17 protein-coding genes are annotated in these 20,783 nt (G+C 72.9%); 6 read left to right on the top strand and 11 right to left on the bottom strand.

Features of this window, described 5'->3' with window-relative positions; genetic code table 11:
* Positions 1-71: 71 nt before the first annotated feature.
* A complete protein-coding gene (locus tag OG866_RS24185; RefSeq protein WP_329337729.1) occupies positions 72-1,475 on the bottom strand; it encodes a M1 family metallopeptidase in 1,404 nt (467 codons plus the stop codon).
* 324 nt (positions 1,476-1,799) lie between these two features.
* Between OG866_RS24185 and OG866_RS24180 the strand changes: the two genes are divergently transcribed.
* Both OG866_RS24180 and OG866_RS24175 read left to right on the top strand, forming a co-directional pair.
* Entirely contained in the window at positions 1,800-2,300 is a 501-nt protein-coding gene (locus tag OG866_RS24180; RefSeq protein ID WP_329337727.1) for a hypothetical protein, read from the top strand.
* Positions 2,301-2,375: 75 nt separating this feature from the next.
* A complete protein-coding gene (locus OG866_RS24175; protein WP_329337725.1) occupies positions 2,376-2,837 on the top strand; it encodes a hypothetical protein in 462 nt (153 codons plus the stop codon).
* 21 nt (positions 2,838-2,858) lie between these two features.
* Here the strand turns inward: OG866_RS24175 and OG866_RS24170 are convergent, their stop codons facing one another.
* A complete protein-coding gene (locus OG866_RS24170) occupies positions 2,859-3,569 on the bottom strand; it encodes a pentapeptide repeat-containing protein (protein ID WP_329337724.1) in 711 nt (236 codons plus the stop codon).
* Between the two features lie 157 nt (positions 3,570-3,726).
* Here OG866_RS24170 and OG866_RS24165 point away from each other — a divergent pair, with 157 nt between their 5' ends.
* The 3 genes from OG866_RS24165 (at position 3,727) to OG866_RS24155 (ending at position 7,516) form a co-directional block, all read left to right on the top strand.
* The gene (locus OG866_RS24165; RefSeq protein ID WP_329337722.1) at positions 3,727-4,887 is read left to right on the top strand and encodes an FAD-dependent oxidoreductase; all 1,161 of its coding nucleotides are present in this window, start codon (positions 3,727-3,729) and stop codon (positions 4,885-4,887) included.
* 59 nt (positions 4,888-4,946) lie between these two features.
* Positions 4,947-5,927 (top strand): zinc-binding dehydrogenase, encoded by a 981-nt coding sequence (locus OG866_RS24160; protein WP_329337720.1) that lies wholly within the window; start codon positions 4,947-4,949, stop codon positions 5,925-5,927.
* A gap of 95 nt (positions 5,928-6,022) precedes the next feature.
* Positions 6,023-7,516 carry an MFS transporter gene (locus OG866_RS24155; RefSeq protein WP_329337719.1) on the top strand — a complete coding sequence of 498 codons (1,494 nt, stop codon included), beginning with the start codon at positions 6,023-6,025 and terminating at the stop codon, positions 7,514-7,516.
* A gap of 40 nt (positions 7,517-7,556) precedes the next feature.
* Here the strand turns inward: OG866_RS24155 and OG866_RS24150 are convergent, their stop codons facing one another.
* Complete coding sequence (locus tag OG866_RS24150; RefSeq protein ID WP_329337717.1) at positions 7,557-8,963, bottom strand: NAD(P)/FAD-dependent oxidoreductase; 1,407 nt, start codon at positions 8,961-8,963, stop codon at positions 7,557-7,559.
* Between the two features lie 9 nt (positions 8,964-8,972).
* Positions 8,973-9,626 (bottom strand): rhomboid-like protein, encoded by a 654-nt coding sequence (locus OG866_RS24145; RefSeq protein WP_329337715.1) that lies wholly within the window; start codon positions 9,624-9,626, stop codon positions 8,973-8,975.
* A 33-nt stretch (positions 9,627-9,659) separates the two neighbouring features.
* On the opposite strand from OG866_RS24145, the gene OG866_RS24140 reads away from it, so the two are divergent.
* Positions 9,660-10,541 (top strand): aminoglycoside phosphotransferase family protein, encoded by an 882-nt coding sequence (locus OG866_RS24140; protein WP_329337713.1) that lies wholly within the window; start codon positions 9,660-9,662, stop codon positions 10,539-10,541.
* 17 nt (positions 10,542-10,558) lie between these two features.
* Here OG866_RS24140 and OG866_RS24135 read toward each other — a convergent pair whose 3' ends face one another.
* From OG866_RS24135 to OG866_RS24105, 7 genes are all read right to left on the bottom strand, one after another.
* Entirely contained in the window at positions 10,559-11,368 is an 810-nt protein-coding gene (locus OG866_RS24135) for an alpha/beta fold hydrolase (protein ID WP_329337711.1), read from the bottom strand.
* Positions 11,369-11,399: 31 nt separating this feature from the next.
* Entirely contained in the window at positions 11,400-12,212 is an 813-nt protein-coding gene (gene dpgD, locus OG866_RS24130) for an enoyl-CoA-hydratase DpgD (RefSeq protein WP_329337709.1), read from the bottom strand.
* Positions 12,209-13,507, bottom strand: coding sequence for a (3,5-dihydroxyphenyl)acetyl-CoA 1,2-dioxygenase DpgC (gene dpgC / locus OG866_RS24125; RefSeq protein ID WP_329337707.1), 1,299 nt, complete (start codon positions 13,505-13,507; stop codon positions 12,209-12,211). Before dpgC ends, dpgD begins: the two co-directional genes overlap by 4 nt.
* Complete coding sequence (gene dpgB, locus OG866_RS24120) at positions 13,507-14,169, bottom strand: enoyl-CoA-hydratase DpgB (protein ID WP_329337706.1); 663 nt, start codon at positions 14,167-14,169, stop codon at positions 13,507-13,509. Before dpgB ends, dpgC begins: the two co-directional genes overlap by 1 nt.
* Before the next feature lie 17 nt (positions 14,170-14,186).
* On the bottom strand, positions 14,187-15,311 hold the full coding sequence (dpgA, locus tag OG866_RS24115; protein ID WP_329337704.1) for a 3,5-dihydroxyphenylacetyl-CoA synthase DpgA: 1,125 nt from the start codon (positions 15,309-15,311) through the stop codon (positions 14,187-14,189).
* A gap of 87 nt (positions 15,312-15,398) precedes the next feature.
* A complete protein-coding gene (locus OG866_RS24110) occupies positions 15,399-17,513 on the bottom strand; it encodes an aminotransferase class I/II-fold pyridoxal phosphate-dependent enzyme (RefSeq protein ID WP_329337703.1) in 2,115 nt (704 codons plus the stop codon).
* 139 nt (positions 17,514-17,652) lie between these two features.
* Positions 17,653-20,616, bottom strand: coding sequence for a helix-turn-helix transcriptional regulator (locus tag OG866_RS24105; protein ID WP_329337701.1), 2,964 nt, complete (start codon positions 20,614-20,616; stop codon positions 17,653-17,655).
* Positions 20,617-20,783: the final 167 nt, after the last annotated feature.

The following is a 20,783-nucleotide window of genomic DNA, read 5'->3' as shown; positions in this document are numbered from 1 at the left end:
AGGCGCCTGTTCCCGACCGCCCGGAGCCATCCGTGACCGTCCGGGACCGTTCTCTGATCACCGGGTGACCGTTACGGTCGTGCCGGCTTGCCCTCCCCGTACAGCCACTCGTCCCAGATCGCGTCGAAGTCCTCGTCCGGCGCCCGCTGTTCGACGTACTCCGTGAAGTCGTCGGTGTCGGCGTTGCCGTGCCGGTGCCCGGCCGTCCAGCCTTGCACGATGTCGTAGAAGGTGTCGTCGCCGACCGTCTGCCGGATCTTCTGGATCACCATCGCGCCGCGCTGGTAGACGGGATCGTCGGAGAGGTGCGCGGCCCCGTTCGGCTCGGCCGGCGGGAACGCCCACAGGTCCGGATACTCGTCCTCCCCCTCCTCGTAGAGCCGGTCGAAGGTGTCCTGCGCGCTGTCGCCGCCCTCGTCCTCCTCCCACAGCCACTCCGCGTATGTCGCGAACCCCTCGTTGAGCCACATGTCCCGCCAGCTCTTCGGGGTGACGGAGTCGCCGAACCACTGGTGGGCGAGCTCGTGCACCAGGAGCCCGGTGTCGGGGGCGCCGGGGAAGAAGGGCCGGTTCTGCGTCTCCAGGGCGTACTCGGCGTCGTCCTCGCCGCCGACGATCGCGCCGGTGGAGGAGAAGGGGTAGGGCCCGAAGTTCTCTTCCCCCCACTCCATGATCTCGGGCAGCCGCGCGAGCGCCTTCGCGCTCTCCCCTTCCCGGACGGCCGTGTAGACGGGCACGTCAGCGGCGGTGGAGCGGTGGATGCCGTAGTCGCCGACGGCGAGGGTGGCGACATAGCTCGCCATGGGCTCGGCCGTGTGCCAGGAGAAGGTCGTGCCCGCGTCACCGGTCTCCTTCTTCCTCAACTCCCCGTTGGAGACGGCTTCCAGACCGTCCGGGACGGTGACCGTGATGTCGTACGACGCCTTGTCCGCGGGGTGGTGGTTGCCGGGGAACCACGTCATCGACCCGATCGGCTCGCCGAGGGCCACCGCTCCGTCGGCGGTGCGCAGCCAGCCCTCCTGGGAGCCGTCGGCGTCGGTGAGGGTCCGGGGGGTGCCGGAGTAGCGGACCTCGGCCTTGAAGGTCTCCCCCTTGTCGAGGCCGTCGTGGGGGCGGACGGTCAGCTCCTGGCCGGTGCGGTGGAAGCGGGCGGCCCTTCCCTCGACCGTGACGGACTCGACGTCCAGCCCCTTCAGGTCCAGGTCGAAGGCGGACAGGTCCTGCGTGGCCCGGGCGGTGATGCCGGCGGTGCCGGACAGGTGGTCGGTGTCCGGGTCGTAGGACAGGCGCAGGTCGTAGTGGCCGACGTCGTATCCGCCGTTGCCCGCCTTGGGGAAATACGGGTCGCGCACCCCGGCTCCCCCTGGGGTGCCCCGCACCGCGCCGTCGCCGGCGCCGCATGCCGTGAGGGTGAGCGCGGCGAGAGCGGTCAGGGCGGAGACACAGGCCGGGACAAGGCGTGCGGATCTGGACATGCCAGAGATCCTAGGACGCCCGGCCCCGCGGACACCCGCCCCGCCCCTCGGACACCCGCCCCGCGGACCCGCGGACCCGCGGACGCCCGGCCCCTCCGACACCCGCCCCCGGCCGCCCGGGCCCGCGAACACCCGCCCCCGCCCCTCGGACACCCGCCCCTCGGACGCCCAGCCCCCGGCCCCTCCGACACCCGCCCCCGACCCCCGGCCCACGGACGCCCGCCCCCGACCCTCGGACCCGCGGACGCCCGCCCCCCGACCCCCGGCCCATCGGACGCCGGACGCCGGACGCCCCGGTCCGGGTGGCGTGACACCATCACGTACGTGCTCGACATCGGCTACGCCCTCTCCAACCGCTTCCCCGACCCGCCCCAGACCGACTACCGCCGCGCGGACGTCCACGCGCTGCGGCACGACCTGTTCTGCGGCGACGTCTACCTCGCCGACACCAAGGCGGACCGGGAGTTGTCCACAGCCTGGGGATGGGTGCCGGTGCTCGACTTCGCGTGGGCCCTGTGCGACATCGTGGAACACCTCGACCTCGACCCGGCGGGCTCCCGCGCCTCCCGCCCTCAGTACGCCGAACTCGACTTCACCGAGTCCACGGACCGCATGCTCTTCGAGCGCCGCTTCGGCTGGGTGGACATCGAGTCGGACTGGATGCCGGCCGAGGACCCCCCGCTCACTTTCTCCCACGCCGACCTGCGCCGCGAGGCCCGCGACTTCCTCCACGACCTCCTCGCCGACCTGACCGACCTCCACGAGGACCTGGGCGAGAACCCGGCGATCTGGACCCTCCAGGCCAAGTTCCCCAGGGTGAGCTGAGCCCGGCCGGGGATATGCGCGTCACGGGCGGGCCCCCACGGGCCGGCCTACACGCCCCCGGTACGATCGCGCCTCGTGTCCGAACCCACCCTCTCCCTCAACGAACGCTCCGCACGCAGCCAGTTGGCCGCCGGCGAGCAGCTCCAGACCTACGGCGTAGTCGTCCCGGCCAAGGACGCCAAGGGCGTCAAGATGAAGATCCACGGCCATGGTCAACGCGGCGGCGAACTGGGCGACCACTTGATGCACACCGTCGGCGCCGCCTCCGGTGGAGCCGGCAGCATCGCCGCGAGCATGCCGCGGACCGCCGGCGGCGCCCTCGTCCTGCGGGTCACCGACCAGCGGGTCGGGCTGGTCGGGCAGCGGGACGGCGTCCCCGTGTGGGAAGTCCCACGCGATTGGGTCGTCCGGGTCGAACGGCGTCCCCGCCTCCAGCTGCTGGCGCGCTTCCGTGTGCACTACGCCGACGGCTCGTGGCTCGCCTTCATGACCGCGCGCCGCCGCACCATCGAGAGCTTCCAGGCCCTCATCGGCTGAGAACGCCGGTCGACGGCATCCTCAGCCCTCCACCCGGATCCCCAGCTGCCCCGCCAGTACCGGTGCCAGATCGAGCAGTTGTGCCGGGCTGACCACCGCCCCCGCCAGTCGCTCCACCCCTCGGGCGATGTCCAGTTCGGCCGCGCCGCGCAGGTCGACGTCCGTGAGGGTGGCGCCGGTGAGGTCCGCGCGTCTGAGGGCGCAGTCGATGAACTCGACGCGCTCCAGGCGGGCGCCTCCGAAGTCCGGTTCCACCAGCACGCACCCCTCGAAGACGACGTCTCTGAGGCGGGCCGCCCGCAGGTTCGGGTAGTCGATCTTGCCGCCGCGGATCACCACCCGCTCCAGCACCGCCCCGTGCAACTGCACCCCGCCCAGCCGCGCGTCCACCGATTCGACGTCACGCAGCGTCGCCTCGGACAGATCCGTGCCGACGCCCCGCACACCGGTGAGGACCGAGTCCAGGAAGCGCGCGTGGCGCAGCCGTGTCTCGTCCAGCGCGCACTCGGTCAGCGCGCAGTCCATGAACCGGGCGCCCCCGCCGTCCTGCCCGGCGAGGTCCAGGTCCCGGAACTCCAGTCCGTCGTAGTCCCCGTCCGGCTCCAGCTCCCCGCCGTACGCCTCCAGCGCGGGCAATCGCACCTCCGGCCGCCGCGCCGCCCTCACACCGGACCCGCCGCCACCAACGGCCCCGCCCGTCCTGCCCGTCCCGCCCGCCGCTCGCCTCGCCATGCCCCCATGCTGCACCCCACCACTGACAACGGCCCGGGACCCACGCCCTGACCTGCGAGTACACCCCCTGACGTCACATTTCCGCGCGCGCGGACGTCGTATCCGCAGCAGCCCACACATCGACCCCCCACGTCCCGACCGAGAGGAACACCCACCCATGCACCGCATCACCGTCATCGGCGGCGGCCTCGCCGGACTCACCGCGGCCGTCACCGCCGCCGAAGCGGGCGCCAAGGTCACCCTCCACGAGGCCCACCACACCCTCGGCGGGCGGGCCCGGACCGCCGAGGGGCCGTACCGGACCAACGAGGGCCCGCACGCCCTCTACAACGGCGGCCCGCACTGGGCCTGGCTCAAGCAGCGCGACCTCATCGGCCCGCTCGCCCCGCTGCCGCCCCTGGAGGCGGCCCGGCTACGGCTGCGCCACAAGGGCGTCCTGCGCCGCACCCCGCCCTTCGCCCTGCTCAAGCTGCTGCGCCCCGGCCTCCCCCAGGCCCCCGTCGACACCGACTTCCTGACCTGGGCCGCCCCCATCGCCGGGGAGGAGGCCGCGCGTGCCGCCGCCCACTACTCGGCCGTCGCCCTGTTCCACCACGACCCCGGCTCCCTGTCCGCGGCGTTCGTGCAGGAGCGCCTGCGCCGCGCCACCAAGCTGCCGCCCGAGGCGCACTACCCGGTCGGCGGCTGGGCGAGCGTCGTCGACCGTATGGCCGCCCGCGCCTGGAACCTCGGCGTCCGTATGGAGACCCTGTCCCGCGTCGACACGCTCCCCACGGACACGCCCGTGATCGTCGCCACCTCCCTCGCCGCCGCCCGCCGTCTCCTCGCCGACGACTCGCTGACCTGGGCGAGCGGCCGTACGGCTCTCGTCGACCTCGCCGTCCGCACCCGGCGCGGCGACGCCTTCGCCGTCTCCGACCTCGACTCCCCGGGCTGGATCGAGCGCTTCACCGCCCAGGACCGCACCCTCGCTCCCGCCGGCGAACAGCTGATCCAGGGCCAGATCCCGCTCGCCCCGCACGAGTCCAAGGCCGACGGCGTCGCGCGTGCCGAGCAGCTCCTCGACCTCGCCTTCGACGGCTGGCGCACCCGCGTGACCTGGCGCGGCGAGGCCGTCGCGAACGGCCGTACCGGCGCCGTCGACCTGCCGAGCACCAGTTGGCGGGACCGCCCCGCCATCGACCGCGGCGACGGCGTCTACCTCGCCGGCGACCAGGTCGCCGCCCCCGGCGTGCTGTCCGAGGTCTCCTTCAACAGCGCGCTCACCGCCGTGTCCCTGGCTCTCGGCCGTAACGCCCTTGACCTCAAGCATGCTTGAGGTTGAAGGCTGGGGCCTCGACAACAGCCGCCTCAACCGCAGCCGCCCAGGGAGCCTTCATGCACGCCGTCCGCCTGCACGCCTTCGGCCCGGCCGAGAACCTCGTCCTCGAACAGGTCGAGGACCCCTGCCCCGGCCCGGGCCAGGTCCGTATCGCCGTACGGGCCTCCGGTGTCCACCTCCTGGACACCGCCCTGCGCGAGGGCGCCCAGGGCCCGCTGCCCGAACCGCCCCGTCTGCCCACGGTCCCCGGCCGCGAGGTCGCCGGTGTGGTCGAGTCCCTCGGCGACGGCGTCGCCGCCCTGTGGCTCGGCAAGCGCGTCGTCGCCCACCTCGGCTTCGCGCCCGGCGGCTACGCCGAGCTCGCCGTCACCGATGTCGACCGCGTCCACGAGATTCCCGGCAACCTGGACTTCGCCGAGGCCGTCGCCATGATCGGGACGGGCCGTACGGCGATGGGGATCCTCCAGTTCAGCGAGCTCGGCCCCGGCTCCGTGGCCCTCGTCCCGGCCGCCGCCGGGGGTATCGGCACCCTGCTCGTGCAGTACGCCAAGAACGCCGGCGCCACCGTCGTCGGCCTCGCCGGAGGCCCCGCGAAGACCGCCCTCGTCGAGGCGAACGGCGCCGATCTCGCCGTCGACTACAGGGACCCGGCCTGGCCCGACAAGGTCCGCGCCCACCTCGGCGGCGACAAGGTGACCGTCGTCTTCGACGGTGTCGGCGGCGACGTGGCCCGCGAGGCCCTCGCCCTCCTCGCCCCCGGCGGCCGGCACCTCGTGTTCGGCTGGTCCGCCGAAGGCATCCAGGGCGGCGCGCCGCACCTCGTCGACGGGGTCTCCGAACAGGTCCTCGGCCCCGTGATGATGCGGAAGGCCGGCGGCCCCAACCCCGTCCGCACGCTGGAACTACGCGCCCTCACCGAGGCCGCCGTGGGCCGCCTCACCCCGGCGGTGCAGCGCTTCCCGCTCGCCGAGGCGGCCGCCGCGCACCGGGCGCTGGAGACACGGGGGACCACCGGGAAGGTCGTACTCGAACCATGAGCCGCCGCGAGGCTCGACCATGAGCCACCACAGAGCTCGACGATGAGGCGCCTCTCGCGGATGCGGTACGTCCCGATTCATGGTCTTCTGACGGGGTGAGTGTCACCCAAACAGGTGAACCGGATCAGGCCGACCCCCGCCGCTGGTGGGGCCTGGTGATCATCGCCCTCGCCCAGCTGATGGTCGTCCTCGACGCCACCATCGTGAACATCGCCCTCCCCTCCGCACAGGAGGACCTGGGCATGTCCGACGCCAACCGGCAATGGGTGATCACCGCCTACACCCTCGCCTTCGGCGGCCTTCTCCTGCTCGGCGGCCGGATCGCCGACCTCGTGGGCCGCAAACGCACGTTCGTCATCGGCCTCATCGGCTTCGCCGCCGCCTCCGCCCTCGGCGGCGCGGCCCAGAACTCCGGCATGCTCTTCGGTGCCCGAGCCCTTCAGGGCGTCTTCGCCGCGGTCCTGGCCCCCTCCGCGCTCAGCCTTCTGACCACGACCTTCACGGACCCCAAGGAACGCGGCAAGGCCTTCGGCATCTACGGCGCCCTCGCCGGCTCCGGCTCCGCCATCGGCTTCATCGTCGGCGGGCTGCTCACCGAGTACCTCGACTGGCGCTGGTGCCTCTACGTCAACGTCCCCATCGCCGTCGTCGCCGTCTTCGGCGCGCTGGCCCTCCTCCACGACCGCCCCGGACACGCGGACGTCCGCCTGGACGTGCCCGGCGCGCTGCTGGGCTGCGGCGGACTGGTCGCCATCGTCTACGGCTTCAGCGAGGCCCAGCCGCGCGGCTGGACGGACTCCCTGGTGCTGGGGCTCTTCGCGGCCGGCGTGGTCCTTCTGTCGGCCTTCGTGTGGTGGCAGACCAGGGCCCCCGTGCCGCTGCTCCCCCTGCACATCGTCAAGGACCGCAACCGGGCCGGCTGCTTCCTGACCATGGGCCTCGCCGTCATCGGCATGTTCGGCCTGTTCCTGTTCATGACCTACTACCTCCAGGTGATCCTCGCCTACTCACCCGTCAAGACCGGCCTGGCCTTCCTGCCCCTCACGGCCGCGATCATCATCGGCTCCACGCAGATCTCGGCCCGTCTGATGGACCGCGTGCCGCCCCGGATGCTGATGGCTCCCGGCATGGTCCTCGCCGCGGGCGGCATGGTGATCCTGACCCGGATGACGATCGACTCCGACTATCCGACGGAGATCCTCCCCGCCCTGATCCTCATGGGCCTCGGCATGGGCCTCACCTTCATGCCGGTCTTCGCCACCGCGACCGCGGGCGTGGCTCCGCAGGACTCCGGCGTCACCTCGGCCACCGTCAACACCTCCCAGCAGGTGGGCGGTTCGATCGGCACGGCCCTGCTCAACACGATCGCCACGACCAGCAGCGCGGCCTATGTAGCGGCCCACCTGAGCGGCGGCGCCGACCGGGACCTGGTCACGAAGGAGGCGGTCGTGCACGGGTACACGGTCGCGATCTGGTGGGCGGCGGGAATCATGCTGCTGGCGGGGGTGGTGGCGGCGCTGATGGTGACGGCGAAGCCGTCCGGGCAGGGAGCGGCGGCGCAGGCTCCCGTACCGGAATCGGTGGCGTGAGCCGGCCGGTGGCGCTCAGTGCGTCCCGCGACCGCGGCGCTCAGTGCCGACCCGCGACCCGATCCGCCAACCGCGCCAACCGCGACGACCCCGCCGCGTGCGACGCCGCCTCCCGCCGGTCCGCCGCTCGATACGTCGCGTACATGCCCTGGACGCCGAGCCAGCGGAACGGTTCCGGCTCCCACTTGCGGACCTTGTGTCCGACCCACGGCAGATCCGTGAGAGCGGTCCGGCCGGCCTGGCCGGAGTCCAGTTGCACCAGGTCGCGCAGGGTGCGGGCGGCGAGGTTGGTGGTGGCCACGCCCGAGCCGACGTAACCCCCGGCCCAGCCGAGGCCCGTAGCCCGGTCCAACGTGACCGTCGCGCACCAGTCGCGCGGGACGCCCAGCACGCCCGACCAGGCGTGTTCGACGGCGACCCCGGCCAGTGACGGGAAGAAGCTCACGAGGATCTCGCGCAGCGCCTCGACCGTCGCCTCCTGGGTCCGGCCGTCGTTGTCCGTCCGCGAGCCGAAGCGGTACGGCACCCCGCGTCCGCCCAGCGCGATCCGCCCGTCGGCCGTGCGCTGCGCGTACATGTACGCGTGCGCCATGTCGCCCAGCGCCTGGCGCCCGTCCCAGCCGACCGTCTCCCACTGCTCGTCCGTCAGCGGCTGGGTGACCACCATCGACGAGTTCATCGGCAGCCAGGTCCGTCGCTGGCCCTTGAGGCTCGCCGTGAACCCCTCGGTGCAGCGCAGCACATAAGGGGCGCGGACCGTGCCGTACGGCGTCACCGCGTGCTTCGGCCGGATCTCCGTCACCGGCGTCCCCTCGTGGATGACCACCCCGAGCGCCTCGACGACCGCGGCCAGCCCCTTCACCAGCTTCACGGGGTGCAGGCGCGCGCCGTGCGGGGTCCAGGAGGAGCCGACGGCGTCCGCGACCCGGATCCGCTCGGCCGTCCCCCGGGCGTCGTACAGCTCGCGGTCCTTCTCGCCGTACGACAGCTCGTGCGCGTGGAAGTCCTTCAGCCGGGCCAACTGGGCGGGCGTACGGGCCACTTCGAGCACGCCGCCCTGGTGGACGTCCGCGTCGATGCCCTCGTCCTCGGCGACCCGGACGACCTCGCCGACGGTGTCGTTCATCGCCCGCTGCAACCGCACCGCCGCCTCGTGGCCGTGCAGCTTCGCGTAGCGGTCGCGGCCCGCGATGCCGTTGTAGAGCCAGCCGCCGTTGCGGCCCGAGGCGCCGTAGCCGCAGAACTTCTGCTCCAGGACGGTGACGCGCAGGAAGGGGGCCGCCTTCTTGAGGTAGTACGCGGTCCACAGGCCCGTGTAACCGCCGCCGACGATCACCACGTCCGCCGTGGCGTCACCGGCGAGGGGCTCCCGTACCGCCGGAAAACCGTCGTCCGCGAACCAGAACGAGATGCCGCCGTTCACGACAGCGTTGGCCGAGCTGCTCATGCGGGGACGTTAGCCGCCCACGGCCGCCGCTGTCTCCTTCGGATTTCGTGGTCTTTCCCGGCCTCTGACCAGCGGATAGCACGCGAATCCGATCAGCGCCGAGGTGAAGTGGCCGAGGTCGGTGAAGGTCCGGCCGGTGACGAGCGGCACGCCGTAGACGATCAGCACGGCGGCGGCGTACGGCGCCCGCCAGGGCACCGGGATCCGGTACGCGAGCACCGCCACCACCCCGGCCAGCGCGTAACTCACGCCGATGTCAAGGGTGTTGACGGCCGACTCGGGCGCCATCCCGTGCCGGATGCCCCACAGCAGCGCCCCCTCGCTGATCAGGGTCGCCAGCACATGCGCCGCCGCGCAGACCGCCAGCCAGCGCGCCGTCCCCAGCCAGCGCTCGGCCGGCGCGTGGAAGACGGAGTACAGGACGGCGTACGGCAGCCAGACCCCGCCGTCGATCCACATCGCGCTGGAGACCAGCACCCGCACCGGATTGCTCGACAGCTCACGGATGTTGGTCGAGCGCTGGCGCAGGAACTGCTCCTCGAACTCCGGCGACATGTGATGCAGGGCGACGGTCGTCACGAACAGGACGGCCAGCCAGATGTACGTGCCGGGCGCGCCGCGCACGTACGTCCACACCCTGTGCAGGCCCCGCCTCATTCGCATGAGCCGATTTACCCACGCCGGTACGCTCGCGGCGTGATCGACATTCCGGCCGGACTCGCGGCGGCGCAGGAGAAGTTCAACGGAGCGGCGGGGCGGGCGTTCATCGCCGGGCTCCCGGAACAGGCGGAGCGCTTCCTGGCGGACTGGGGACTGCGGCCGGACGGCGCGGCCATGCACGGCGTCAGCGCCCTCGTCCTGCCCGTGCTGCGGGCGGACGGCACCGGAGCCGTCCTGAAACTGCAACTGCTCGACGAGGAGAGCGAGGGCGAGCCCGTCGCCCTGCGCGTCTGGGACGGCGACGGCGCGGTACGCCTCCTCGACCACGACGCGGCCACCGGCACGATCCTGCTGGAACGCCTCGACCCGCGCCGCATGCTGTCCTACGACCCCGACTCCCGCCGGGCCGTCCTCGTCATAGCCCGCCTCCTGGCCCACCTGACCGCCTCACCGGCCCCGGACGGCATGCGCGCGCTGGGCGACATCGCCTCGGCCATGCTGGAGCGCACGCCGTCGGCACTGGACCGGATCGCCGACCCGGAGGCACGGGCCCTGGTCGCGGACTGCGCCGCCGCCGTGGCGGAGGTCGTGGACGAGCCCGGCGACCGGCTGCTGCACTGGGACCTGCACTACGACAACGTCCTCGGCGCCGACCGCGCGGACTGGCTCGCCATCGACCCCAAGCCGCTGGCCGGCGACCCCGGCTTCGACCTGCTGCCCGCGATCGACAACCGCTTCGACCCCGGCGAGGTGCGCTGGCGCTTCGACGCCCTGACGGACGTCCTGGGTCTGGACCGGGCACGCGCGCGTGCCTGGACGCTCGGGCGGGTCCTCCAGAACTGTCTGTGGGAGATCGAGGACGGCCGCCCGTTGGAGACGGAACAGCTGGAGGTCGTACGGCGGTTGCGGGCCCTCTGAGCCGTCCTGGCGTCCGCTCAGTCGGCGAGGAAGGCGATGAGCGCCTCGTTCACGGCGTCGGGCCGCTCCAGATAGCCGTAGTGGCCGCAGCCGGGGATCTCCGTGTACTGGGCGCCCGGGATGGCCAGGGCGAGTTCGCGTGACAGATGCGGGCGGACGACCAGGTCGTCCTGGAACCCGATGACGAGGCAGGGGCGCCTGATCCGGCGGTAGTGCGGAAGGCGGTTCGGGATGACCTCAAGGCCGAGTTGCGCGCGGATCGTCGACGGGTCGGGCGCGGAGAGCTCGAAGATGCCGAGCCAGTCCCGCAGCCCGTCCTCGTAGTTGAGCGTGCGGGGCGAGAGGTTCTGTAGGGCGTGTTGGTACGCCGACACCGAGGGCGGGATCTTGACGCCGCTGTCGGCCAGCTCGATGTCGGCCGCCGACATGGCGGCGATCAGCGCGTCCGCCCGTCCGCAGCTGGCCATCAGCACGGCACGGCTGACGAGTTCGGGCCGGGCGAGGACGAGTTCCTGCGCGATGAGCCCGCCCAGCGAGTGGCCCACCACCCGGCACGGGCCCGCCCCCAGGCGCTCGATCAGCGCGGCGACGTCCGCGGCCATGTCGGCGAGGGTGAAGCCGACGACGGACGGCCCGGTCGGCGGGATGCCCCGGTTGTCGAGCGTGATCACCCGGTGGCCGGCCGCCCTGAGGGCGGGGACCTGGTGGCTCCGCCAGATCCGTCCCGGCCCGCCGGTGCCGGCGAGCATCACGACGGGCTCCGCCCGGTCGGCGGGGCCATGGTCGTCGTAACTGAGTTCGATCCCGTTGACGCGCGCGAGCGGCATCGGCAGGTCCTTCCGTCGTTCCTCCTCCGGCTCAGTGGCCGGACCACACGGGAGCGCGTTTCTCCGCGAAGGCACGGGGGCCCTCCACGGCGTCCTCGCTCTGCATGCGCCGCTCCTCCCACACATAGCGGGTGGCGAACGCCTCCTCCAGCGGCTGGTCGAGCGAGCGCATCACGGACTCCTTGATGGCCCGCACCGACAGGGGCGCGCTGCGCACCAGGTCGTCCGTCCAGGCGGCCACCCGGCGGTCCAAATCGCCTTCCTCGTCGTCGGCGACCTCGTTGACCAGCCCGAAGTGCAGCGCGGTCGCCGCGTCCATGGAGCGCCCGGTGAGCAGGTACCCCATCGCGGTCTTCAGGGGCAGCTGGCGGGCGAGCCGGAACGCGCCGCCCGCGCCGGGGATCAGCCCGAGCTTGGCCTCGGGCAGGGCGAAGACCGCGTCGTGCGAGGCGATGACGAGGTCGCAGGCGAGCGCCAGCTCGAAGCCGCCGCCGAGGGCGTAGCCGTTGACCCGCGCCACCACCGGTTTGGACAGGGTGAACCGTTCGGTGAGCCGGGGCCAGCCGGGCAGGCCCCGGCTGCCGAAGGTCGTGCGCGGGGTGCCCGCGCCGTCGAGGCGGCTGCGTTCCTTCAGGTCCTGTCCGACGGAGAAGGCCCGCTCACCCGCCCCGGTCAGGACGACCGCGCGGATGTCGTCGTCGGCCTCCACGTCGTCCCAGACACCGGCGAGTTCCTCGTGCATCCGCAGGTCCATCGCGTTCAGCACCTCGGGCCGGTCGAGGGTGACGTGGGCGAGGTGGTCCTTCTTCTCGTACCGCACCCGGGAACGGCCGGCGGCGCTCACGCGGACCTCGCCGCGAACTTGCCGACCTTGTGGATGACGTCCTCCCCGTAGAGCCGCAGCGCCTGCTGGAGGGCGAACTCCGCCATGTAGGCGCGAAACGCCTCGGCGGGCTCCTCGGCGAGGTTGAGCATCCGCCGGTTGGCGAGCACCGCCTCGCCGTCGAAGCGGGCCAGGCTCCGCTCGACGGCGTCGTCCAGCTCCTGCGGGTCCACGACCTCGTCCACCAGCAGCCGGGCTGCCGGCTCCGAGGCCCAGATCCGGCGGCCCTCCAGGATCACCTGACGGGACAGCCGGGGCCCGACGTACCGGCTGAAGCGGAAGTTGGCCACGCCGGGGATGATCCCCTCCTTGGCCGCCGGGAGGCTGAGGTAGGCGTCGGACGCGGCCAGGACGTGGTCGAACACCAGCAGCAGCTGGGCGCCGCCGCCGATCGCGAAGCCGTCGACGGCGGCGACCCACGGCTTCTCGACGTACGGCGAGTGCCACGGCGCCCCGGCGCCCTCGACGCGCAGACCGCGGACGAGCTTGTGGATATAGCCGAGTTCGCGGCGCAGCAGGAAGTCGACCAGGGAGATGTCCCCTGAGCTGAGGTTCTTCAGGTTGATGCCCGCGCTGAACACCCGCTTGCCGCGGTAGCGGGGGTGGCTCATCTCCCCGCCGCGCAGCAGCCCGACCCGCACGTCCGGGTCGAGGAGAGCCAGGTCGACGGCGGTCTCCATGTCGTCGACCTGCTGGTTGTCCTCGGCGTTGAGCCGGTCGTGCCGGCACATCGTCAGCCGTGCGACACCGTCCCGGCGTTCCAGCCGTACGGCTTCCAGCTCCACCACGCCGGTGCGCAGGAACTCCGGGAGCAGCCGCTCGGCGCGGGCGGTCGGCCGGAGCATGGCGTCGAGGAGGTGCGGGCCGGCCGTGGGCGAGCGCAGGACGGCCCGCAGGAAGATGCCCTGGTCTATCTCGTGGCCTTCCTTGTCGGCCTGCGGACGGCTCCGCTCCTGCGCGAGACGGGAGGCGTCCGGTACCAGCGCGGGGTAGGCGTCCGCGGCGGCCGCGACCAGTTCGTCGACGCGCAGGCTACGGGTGCGCCCTTCGGTGAGCCGGTCGTACACGGTGTCGGCGTGGACGTCCAGGAAGCGGGCGCGCAGGGCGCGGGCCCGCTTCTTCGCCCCTTCGGCCTCGGCGCGCTGGTGCGGGGTGCGGCGGGTCGGCTCCGGCAGGGACGCGAGTGCCTTGTCCACCTGCTCGGCGGCCTCCGTCAGGGCCGACCACTGCTGCGTCTCATCGCTGGACGCCACCATCAGGCGGCCTCCTCGGCGGTGCGCCGCAGCACGCGGTCGCAGGCCGCCAGATGCGGGCCGAGGGCGTCCTCGAAGCTGGTGGTGGCCGCGTCGAGGAAGAGCTGGCGGCGCAGGGCGACCTCCTTGCCGGAGAGGCCCTTGAGGCGCTCGACGGTGGTGGCCGCCGCCGCGTCGGGGGTCTCGGTCAGCTCGTCGGCGATACCCAGCATCAGCGCCTCGGGGGCCTGGACCGGCTGGCCGAACAGAACGGCACGGCGGGCGCGCGCGGCACCGGCCAGGCGGGCGAGCCGGAAGACGGCCATGCCGGGCCAGGTGGCCTCCCCCTCGAAGGGCAGCAGCAGCCGACTGCTGCGGGTCGCGATCCGGACGTCGGCGGTGAGGAAGGCGTCGAGGGCCGTTCCGCCGCAGTCGCCGCTCGCGAGCGCGACGGTCACCGCGGGCAGCCGTTCGAGCCGCCGCAGCACCCGTTCCCACTTGGTGACGAGGGCGACGTCCAGCCCGTCGGCCCAGCCCGGCGCGGGTGCGCCGGTGACGCGCAGGATCACCGCCCCGCCCCGGTCCTCCGCCTCGTCGCACAGGACGGTGACGTCCTTGACGGTCCTGATCGACAGCGGCTGGGAGCCGTCGATGGTCAGTGTCGGCACGCCGCTCAGGTCACTCACTGCGCTCTCTCCTGTCGTCACCACTGCACCAGCGCCGTCTCGAGCGTGGAGCCCGGTCCCATGGTCATGAGCACTCCGTAGTCGCCGGGCCGGGTCACCTGCTCGTCGAGGAGCCGTTCGTACGAGAAAAGGAACGATCCGCTCGACACGTTGCCGTAGTCCCGCAGGACGCCGACGGTGTGCCGCAGGTCGTGGCGGGTCAGCCCGAGGTTGACCACGACCGCGTCGATCACCTTCTTGCCGCCGGAGTGCACGAGCCAGTGGCGGATGTCGCTCCGCCGCAGCCCGGTGTCCCCGAGCAGGCGGTCGACCACGATCTCGGCGTGGGCGCCGACGACGTAGGGGATCTGGGGATCGAGATAGAAGCTGAACCGGTCCAGCTCGCGGTCCCAGTCGTAGCGCATCGCGCCGATCGCCTCGGGGATGATGCAGCTGGCGAACTTCAGGACCGTCGGGCCCTCGGTGGTCCCGGACGCCTCGTCACCCGGCCCGGCCATCAGGGCGATCGCTCCGGCACCGTCACCGAAGAGGCTGTTGACGACCGCGGTCCGCATCGAGCCGTCCATGGCGTACGCCGCCGAGCAGGCCTCCGTGCAGAGCACGACGGCGAGTTCACCGGGGTGCGCGGCGGACCAGCCGGCCACGACGTTCAGCGCGTTCAGGCCCGCGTTGCAGCCCATGCCGACGATGTCGCTGCGGCTGCAATGCCGGTCGATGCCCAGCTCACGGATCATCAGGGCGCTCAGGCCGGGGGTGAGGAAACCGGTCGACGACACACAGCACAGATGCCGCAGATCGGAGAGTTCGGCACCCGCCCGCTTCAGACAGGCGCGCAGTGCCTCGGCGCCCATCTCGACCGCCATGGTCTTGTGCTTGTCGATCAGGTCGCCCTGCGGCTCGGGGGCGCGGACACCGTCGATGTCCGGTTCCGGCAGGGTCAGATGGCGCCGGTCGATGGCGCTGTTGGCGAAGACGGACTGGATCTTCGGATCGGTGATGCCGAACGCGTCGAGCACCTCCTGCTGGGAGTAGGTGACGGCCGAGGCGGCCGTCCCCACCCCGACGATCCGCGGCCGGTACGGCGTCTTCAGGGCGCCGTCACCGGTCAGGGCCAGCGGCGGCCGGTCCAGGCTGACTGTCATCGAAAAGTCCACCCCCACATTCGCGGCTTGGACCGCGATCGTTGTGCGTTGCAGTTCCCGCTCACTTGCCTCGCCTTTCCGCGGAGTTCACGACGCCGGAGCCTGTGCCTCGATGAACCGGGCGAGCCGCTCGGTGCCTTCCTCGATATCGGCGGTCGTCAGATAGCTGGTGGAGAGACGGAGGGCCTGATGGCCGCCGCCTTGCGGATAGAAGTAGCTCATCGGCGTCCAGATGACGCCGAATTCCTGTGCCGACCGCGTCAGGGCCGTGTTGTCCGCCCGGAAGGGGACCTGGACGGTGAGGAAGAAGCCGCCGGTGGGCTCGTTCCAGCGCACGCCGAGGGCGGTACGCCGGGCCGGCGGAAGCCGAGCGTCCAGGGCGCGCAGTGTGGTCCGCATGGCGTCGCCGTAGTAGGCGGCCGGTTCCGCGTTGAGCACGGAGAGGCGGCCGTCGCCGGCCAGCAGGGCGCCCGCCACGGCGGCCTGGCTCAGGGACGAGGTGTTGACCGTCACCATGCTCTTGATCTTGGCGAGTTCGCCGGCCAGCAGACCGGTCCGGCCGTCGTCGTCGACCACCTGCTGGTCGGCGACGGCGAAGCCGACCCGGGCACCCGGGAAGACCGTCTTGGCGAACGAGCCGAGGTGGACGACCCGGCGGGACCGGTCCAGGGACTTGAGCGTCGGCAGTGGCGTGCCGGGACTCACCCGGCGGTACGGGCTGTCCTCGATGAGCAGGATGCCGTGCCGCTCGGCCACCTCCAGCAGCGCGCGACGCGTCGGCAGGTCCATCGTGGTCCCGGACGGGTTGGAGTGATCGGGGATCACATACAGGGCGCGGGGCCGCCGTCCGCGGGCGCGCTCCCGCAGGATCGCGGCCTCCAAGTCGGCGCAGGAGAACCCGTCCGCCCGCTCCTCGACGGCGGTCACCGGCACGCCCAGCAGCCGCCCCACGCCGGTGATGCCCACATAACAGGGGCTCGCCACCAGCAGCGCGTCCTCGGGTCCGGCGGTCAGCGCCCGCACCACCAGCAGCATGGCCTCCTGGGCGCCGACGGTGATCACGATCGACTCGGGCGGTACGTCGATGTCCTCGTCCTTGCGCAGCGAGTCGGCGACGATCTCCCGGATCTGCCCCGCGGTGGGCCCGTACTGGTACATGGCGGTACGGATGTCCTGCTCCGTGGCACCCTCGGCCCTCAGGTGGTCCAGGTAGCCGCGCAGGTACGTGAAGATCTGCTCGGTGTCGAAGAAGCCGTCGTACGGCCTGCCGGGCGCGAAGGAGATCGCGTCCGGGAAACGGTGGGTGACCTCGTTGAGGAAGGTCATCGTGTCCAGGACGGGGTCGGAGAGGCTCGGGTGCAGATCGTCCTTGCGCAGCGGGTACCCGACGTCGGGCCCGGGGCTCGGCCGGGCGGCCGGCGGGCGGTGTCCGATCCGCAGACTGTCGGGGCGGGCCTCGGCGACCGAGGCGGTGCCGGTGAAGGTCATGGCCTGCTCCAGTTCGCGCACCAGCGTGGCCAGCACCTCGGCGACGCCCGCCTCCCCGTCGGCGAGCAGCGCGTCCAGCACCGGTCGCCCCACGAGGACCGCGTCGGCCCCCGAGGCGAGGGACACCAGGACGTCGGCGCCGGTGCGGATGCCGCCGCCGAGCAGCAGGGGACGGTGGCCGCCCACGGCCGCGGCGAGCTCGGGCAGCGCCGCCAGCGAGTCGGTGACGAGACCACCGGCCCCGGCCTCCAGGGCGCGGGCCGCGTCCAGCGCCGTACGCACTCCCGCGACGAGCACGGGCAGCGCGGACGTGGCGCACAGCCGCTCCACCTCCGCCCAGTCGGGGAGAGAGTGTCCCGGGACGGGCCGCGGGGGATCGGCGCCGTCCCGGGAGCCCAGAGGGAGCAGCAGAGCGGCAGACCCGGCAGCCGGCGGCTCCCGGTGCGCGAGGCCGTGCGGAACGAGCGGGTGCACGACGGGGAGCCCCGCCGCGTCGGCCGCGCACAGCAGGGCGGGCCGGTCCGTGCGGGCGGCGGCGGGGCTGAGGGCGATCGGCGCCGCCCACGGCCGGTCGAGGATCTTCACGGTGGTGTCGGCCGGGCCGGGCCGGTCGGGCCGGCCCGCCCGCAGCCCGGTCCGGTCGAAGGCCGCCCGGTTGTCGGCCACGGCCCGTTCGGTTTCCGGGGATTCTTCCGGCGCACGTTCCAGGCCCATGGAATTCCCCCCGGTGGATTCGGTTTAGGCAGGTTGATTTCGGCACCCAGAATCACACGATCGCAATCCCGGTCACAACTCTGTCCAACAGCCCGAAACCGTCACTTGGACGGGGAGTTATTCACCCTGCATTCGGAGATCAGGAGACCTCGGAAAGACCGGTGATTGACGCCGGGAGATCGGCCCTGCCACGCACCTTCAATTTCCGGTATATTTTCGTGAGGTGCTGTTCCACGGTGCTGACCGTGATGGAGAGCCGGTCGGCGATATCCCGGTTGGTGCGGCCGGCGGCGGCGAGCGCGCCGACCCGGAGTTCCGCGTCGGTGAGTTCGGCCAGCGGCGCGGGCAGCGCGTCCCGGCCCGGCGGGGACGGCGCGTCCCACGGCACGGCCGGCGGATCCATGGACCCGGGCGCGTCGGTCCGCGCCTGCGCCGCACGGCGCGCGATCTCCGCCTCGGCCCGGGCCCGCCCCCGTTCCAGACCGTCACCGCAGGCGTCGAGGACCCGCACCGCCTCCTCCAGGAGCCGCAGCCGGTGCCGGGGCGGGCTCACGGCCGCGAGATGACGCAGGGCGGTGCCGCGGGCCCGGCTGGGCCGGTCGCCGAGCCGGGCGAGGTGTTCCTCGACCCGTTCCCGGGCGCGCTGCCGGTCGCCCAGCGCGATGAGGGCGGCGACCGCGTCGTTGCGCCAGTCCACCAGCTCCGGGGAGTCGAGCTGCCACTTCGCCATCAGCTCGCCGCACGACTCGAAGTCCCTGAGGGCCGCGCGCGGCCGGTTCAGGGCGAGGCGGAAGCGGCCCAGGGCGTGGAGGTAGGGCAGCGCGAAGGGCGTGCCGAACATGACCATGGGAACGGGCACGTCGAGACAGGCCCGCGCGGTCTCGAGATCGCCGCCCTCGGTCGCCGCGCGGATCGCCAGGGCCAGCGGCAGACCGATCGCGATGCCCCAGGCCTCGGCGCTGACCAGGTCGAGCGCGGTCGCGGCGGCCTCGCCCGCGCCGGCCACATCGCCCCGGCCCAGGGCGGCGGCCGCCCGGATCGTCTCCAGCAGCGCGCGGCCCATGGGGACCCGCCGGTTGTGGGGCTCGTCCAGCAGCCGCTCCGCCAGGAGCATCGTTTCGTCCAGGCGCTGGGCCCCGGTCAGGTAGATCAGGGCCACCAGGGGGTCCGCGAACGGGCTGACCGTGCCGCTACCGCGCAGCAGCCCGCCCGCGGGCCGGCCCCGCTCGGCCGCGACGAGGCCGGCGGCGAGGGTGAGGAACGCGTGCGGCGCCATCACGGCCGGCCGGCCCGCCGTCGGGGCGGTGGGGGCGGTGGTGGCGCCACCGGCCGGCGTGCGGTCCGTCGTGCGGTCCGTCGTACGGGCGCGTCGCAGGCCGGGGCAGCAGAAGGACAGCCAGAGCCGGACGAGGGCGGGGTCCGAGCGGTTGACGGCAGAGGGGTACCCCGCGGTGTCCCAGGCGTGCTCGGGGCCGGCGTCGCAGGAGTGCGCCGGACCGGAGTCGCAGGAGTGCGCCGGACCGGCGTCCCAGGAGTGCTCGGTGCCGGTGCCCCGGGAGTGCTCGGGGCCGGCCTCCCAGGCGCGCTCGGGACCGGCGTCCCAGGTGCGCTCGGGGTCGGCCTCCCAGCCATGCTCGGGACCGGTGTCCCAGGCGTGCTCGGGCCCCGCCCCTTCGCGCGCCTCAATGATCCGCAGCAGGTCGTCGGCCTGTGCGAAGTCGCCCCGCCACACCTTCTGCTTCACCACGACCAGGGCGTCGGACCCGGTCAGCAGCCCCGCGCGCACCATCCGGCTGAGCTGCGGGAGGTACCGGGAGGTCTTCGCGGGGTCGACGGCCCACTGGGCCTCCGCGAGGGCGGCGATCACCTCCGCCTCCTGGTCGGCGTCCGTGCAGAGGCGGGAGGCGTGCCGCAGAAAGTCGACGCCGGCGCCGATGTCGCCCGCGGCGAGGGCCTCGCGCGCCGCCTCACGGAGGATGTCGAGCTGCCAGGGGGCCTTGGCCGAGTCGTGCGCCGCGAGCAGTTGCCGGGCCACCACCGCGGCCGGGGCGCCGCTCGCCCGGAGCAGTCCGGCGGCGCGGGCCCGCAGGGCGGTGAGGTCCGGTCCGGGGATGTCCGCCAGGACGGTCAGCCGGGCGCGTTCGTGGCCGAACCAGGCGTCCGAGAACAGACCGGCCGCGCGCAGCTCGGTGATGCTCCAGCGCACGGAGGTCGCGTCCGCCCCGAGGAGGGCGCCGATCAGCGCCGGTGTGACCGAGTCGCCGAGCACCGCGGCGGCGCGCGCGACGGCGAGCAGGGTCGGCTCACCGCGGTGCAGACAGCGCAGGAAGGCGTTCCGGAACGCCTCGTGGGGTGTCGGGGCGCCCGGCCCCGCGGCCTGGTCCGGGCCGCGCCGGGCGGTGTCCTCGACCAGGGCGTCCAGCAGCAGGGGGTTCCCGCCACTGGCCCGGGCCCACGGTTCGGCGTTCCGCTGCCCCGCGGCACGCGTCGCCTGCTGCCCGGCCAGATACGCGGCGACCCCGTCGACGGTGAGCGGTCCGATCCGCAGCCGCCGGCAGTGGGGCAGGTGCAGGGTCTCGGCGTGCAGCGTGGCGAGGGCCCGGTCGTGGCCGGCGCTCTCGGTCAGCACGACCAGGACGGGCAGCGCGTCGATACGTCGTACGAGATAGCGCAGGCACTGCAAGGACGCCTCGTCGGCGAAGTGCACGTCGTCGACGTGCAGGACGAGCGGCCGGCGTCCGGCGAGTTCGGCGACGGACCGGTGGAGGCGCTGCATGAGCGCGCGCGGTACGCGTCCGCTCGCCTCCGCGGCCTTCGCGAGCTCCGTGGCGGCCGGTGGTCCGTCGGCCGCGCCCGTCGCCCGCATCGCGGTCACCAGTTGGTCGATCAGGCCCAGTCGGTCGAGGCTCTCGCTCGCGGCGCCGGTCACCGACAGGAAGGTTCCTCCCCGCTCGCTGACCTGCTCGGCGAATGCGCGGACCAGGGCGGTCTTGCCGCAGCCCACCGGGCCGTTGACGACGACCAGGGCTCCCTTTCCGGCCACGCACTCCTCGTGGAGCCCTCGTAGCAGACCGAGTTCTGCGTCCCTTTCGTTGAGCTTCACAGGTACCCCCCGTACCTACGCCGCCGCGTCAGCGCACCCCGAAGTTGGCTGACGTGGCGCCATCAACTCGCGAACACTCAAAGTGATTGAGGCCAGAACAACACCGCGTCTGACCTGCGACTAAATCGTCAGGATACCGGCTCATTAGCGCCAGCACGGCAATATTT

The organism is Streptomyces sp. NBC_00663, assembly GCF_036226885.1.
Lineage (GTDB): Bacteria > Actinomycetota > Actinomycetes > Streptomycetales > Streptomycetaceae > Streptomyces.
The sequence above is the reverse complement of the archived record's forward strand: the minus strand, read 5'-3'. Positions and strand labels throughout refer to the sequence as shown.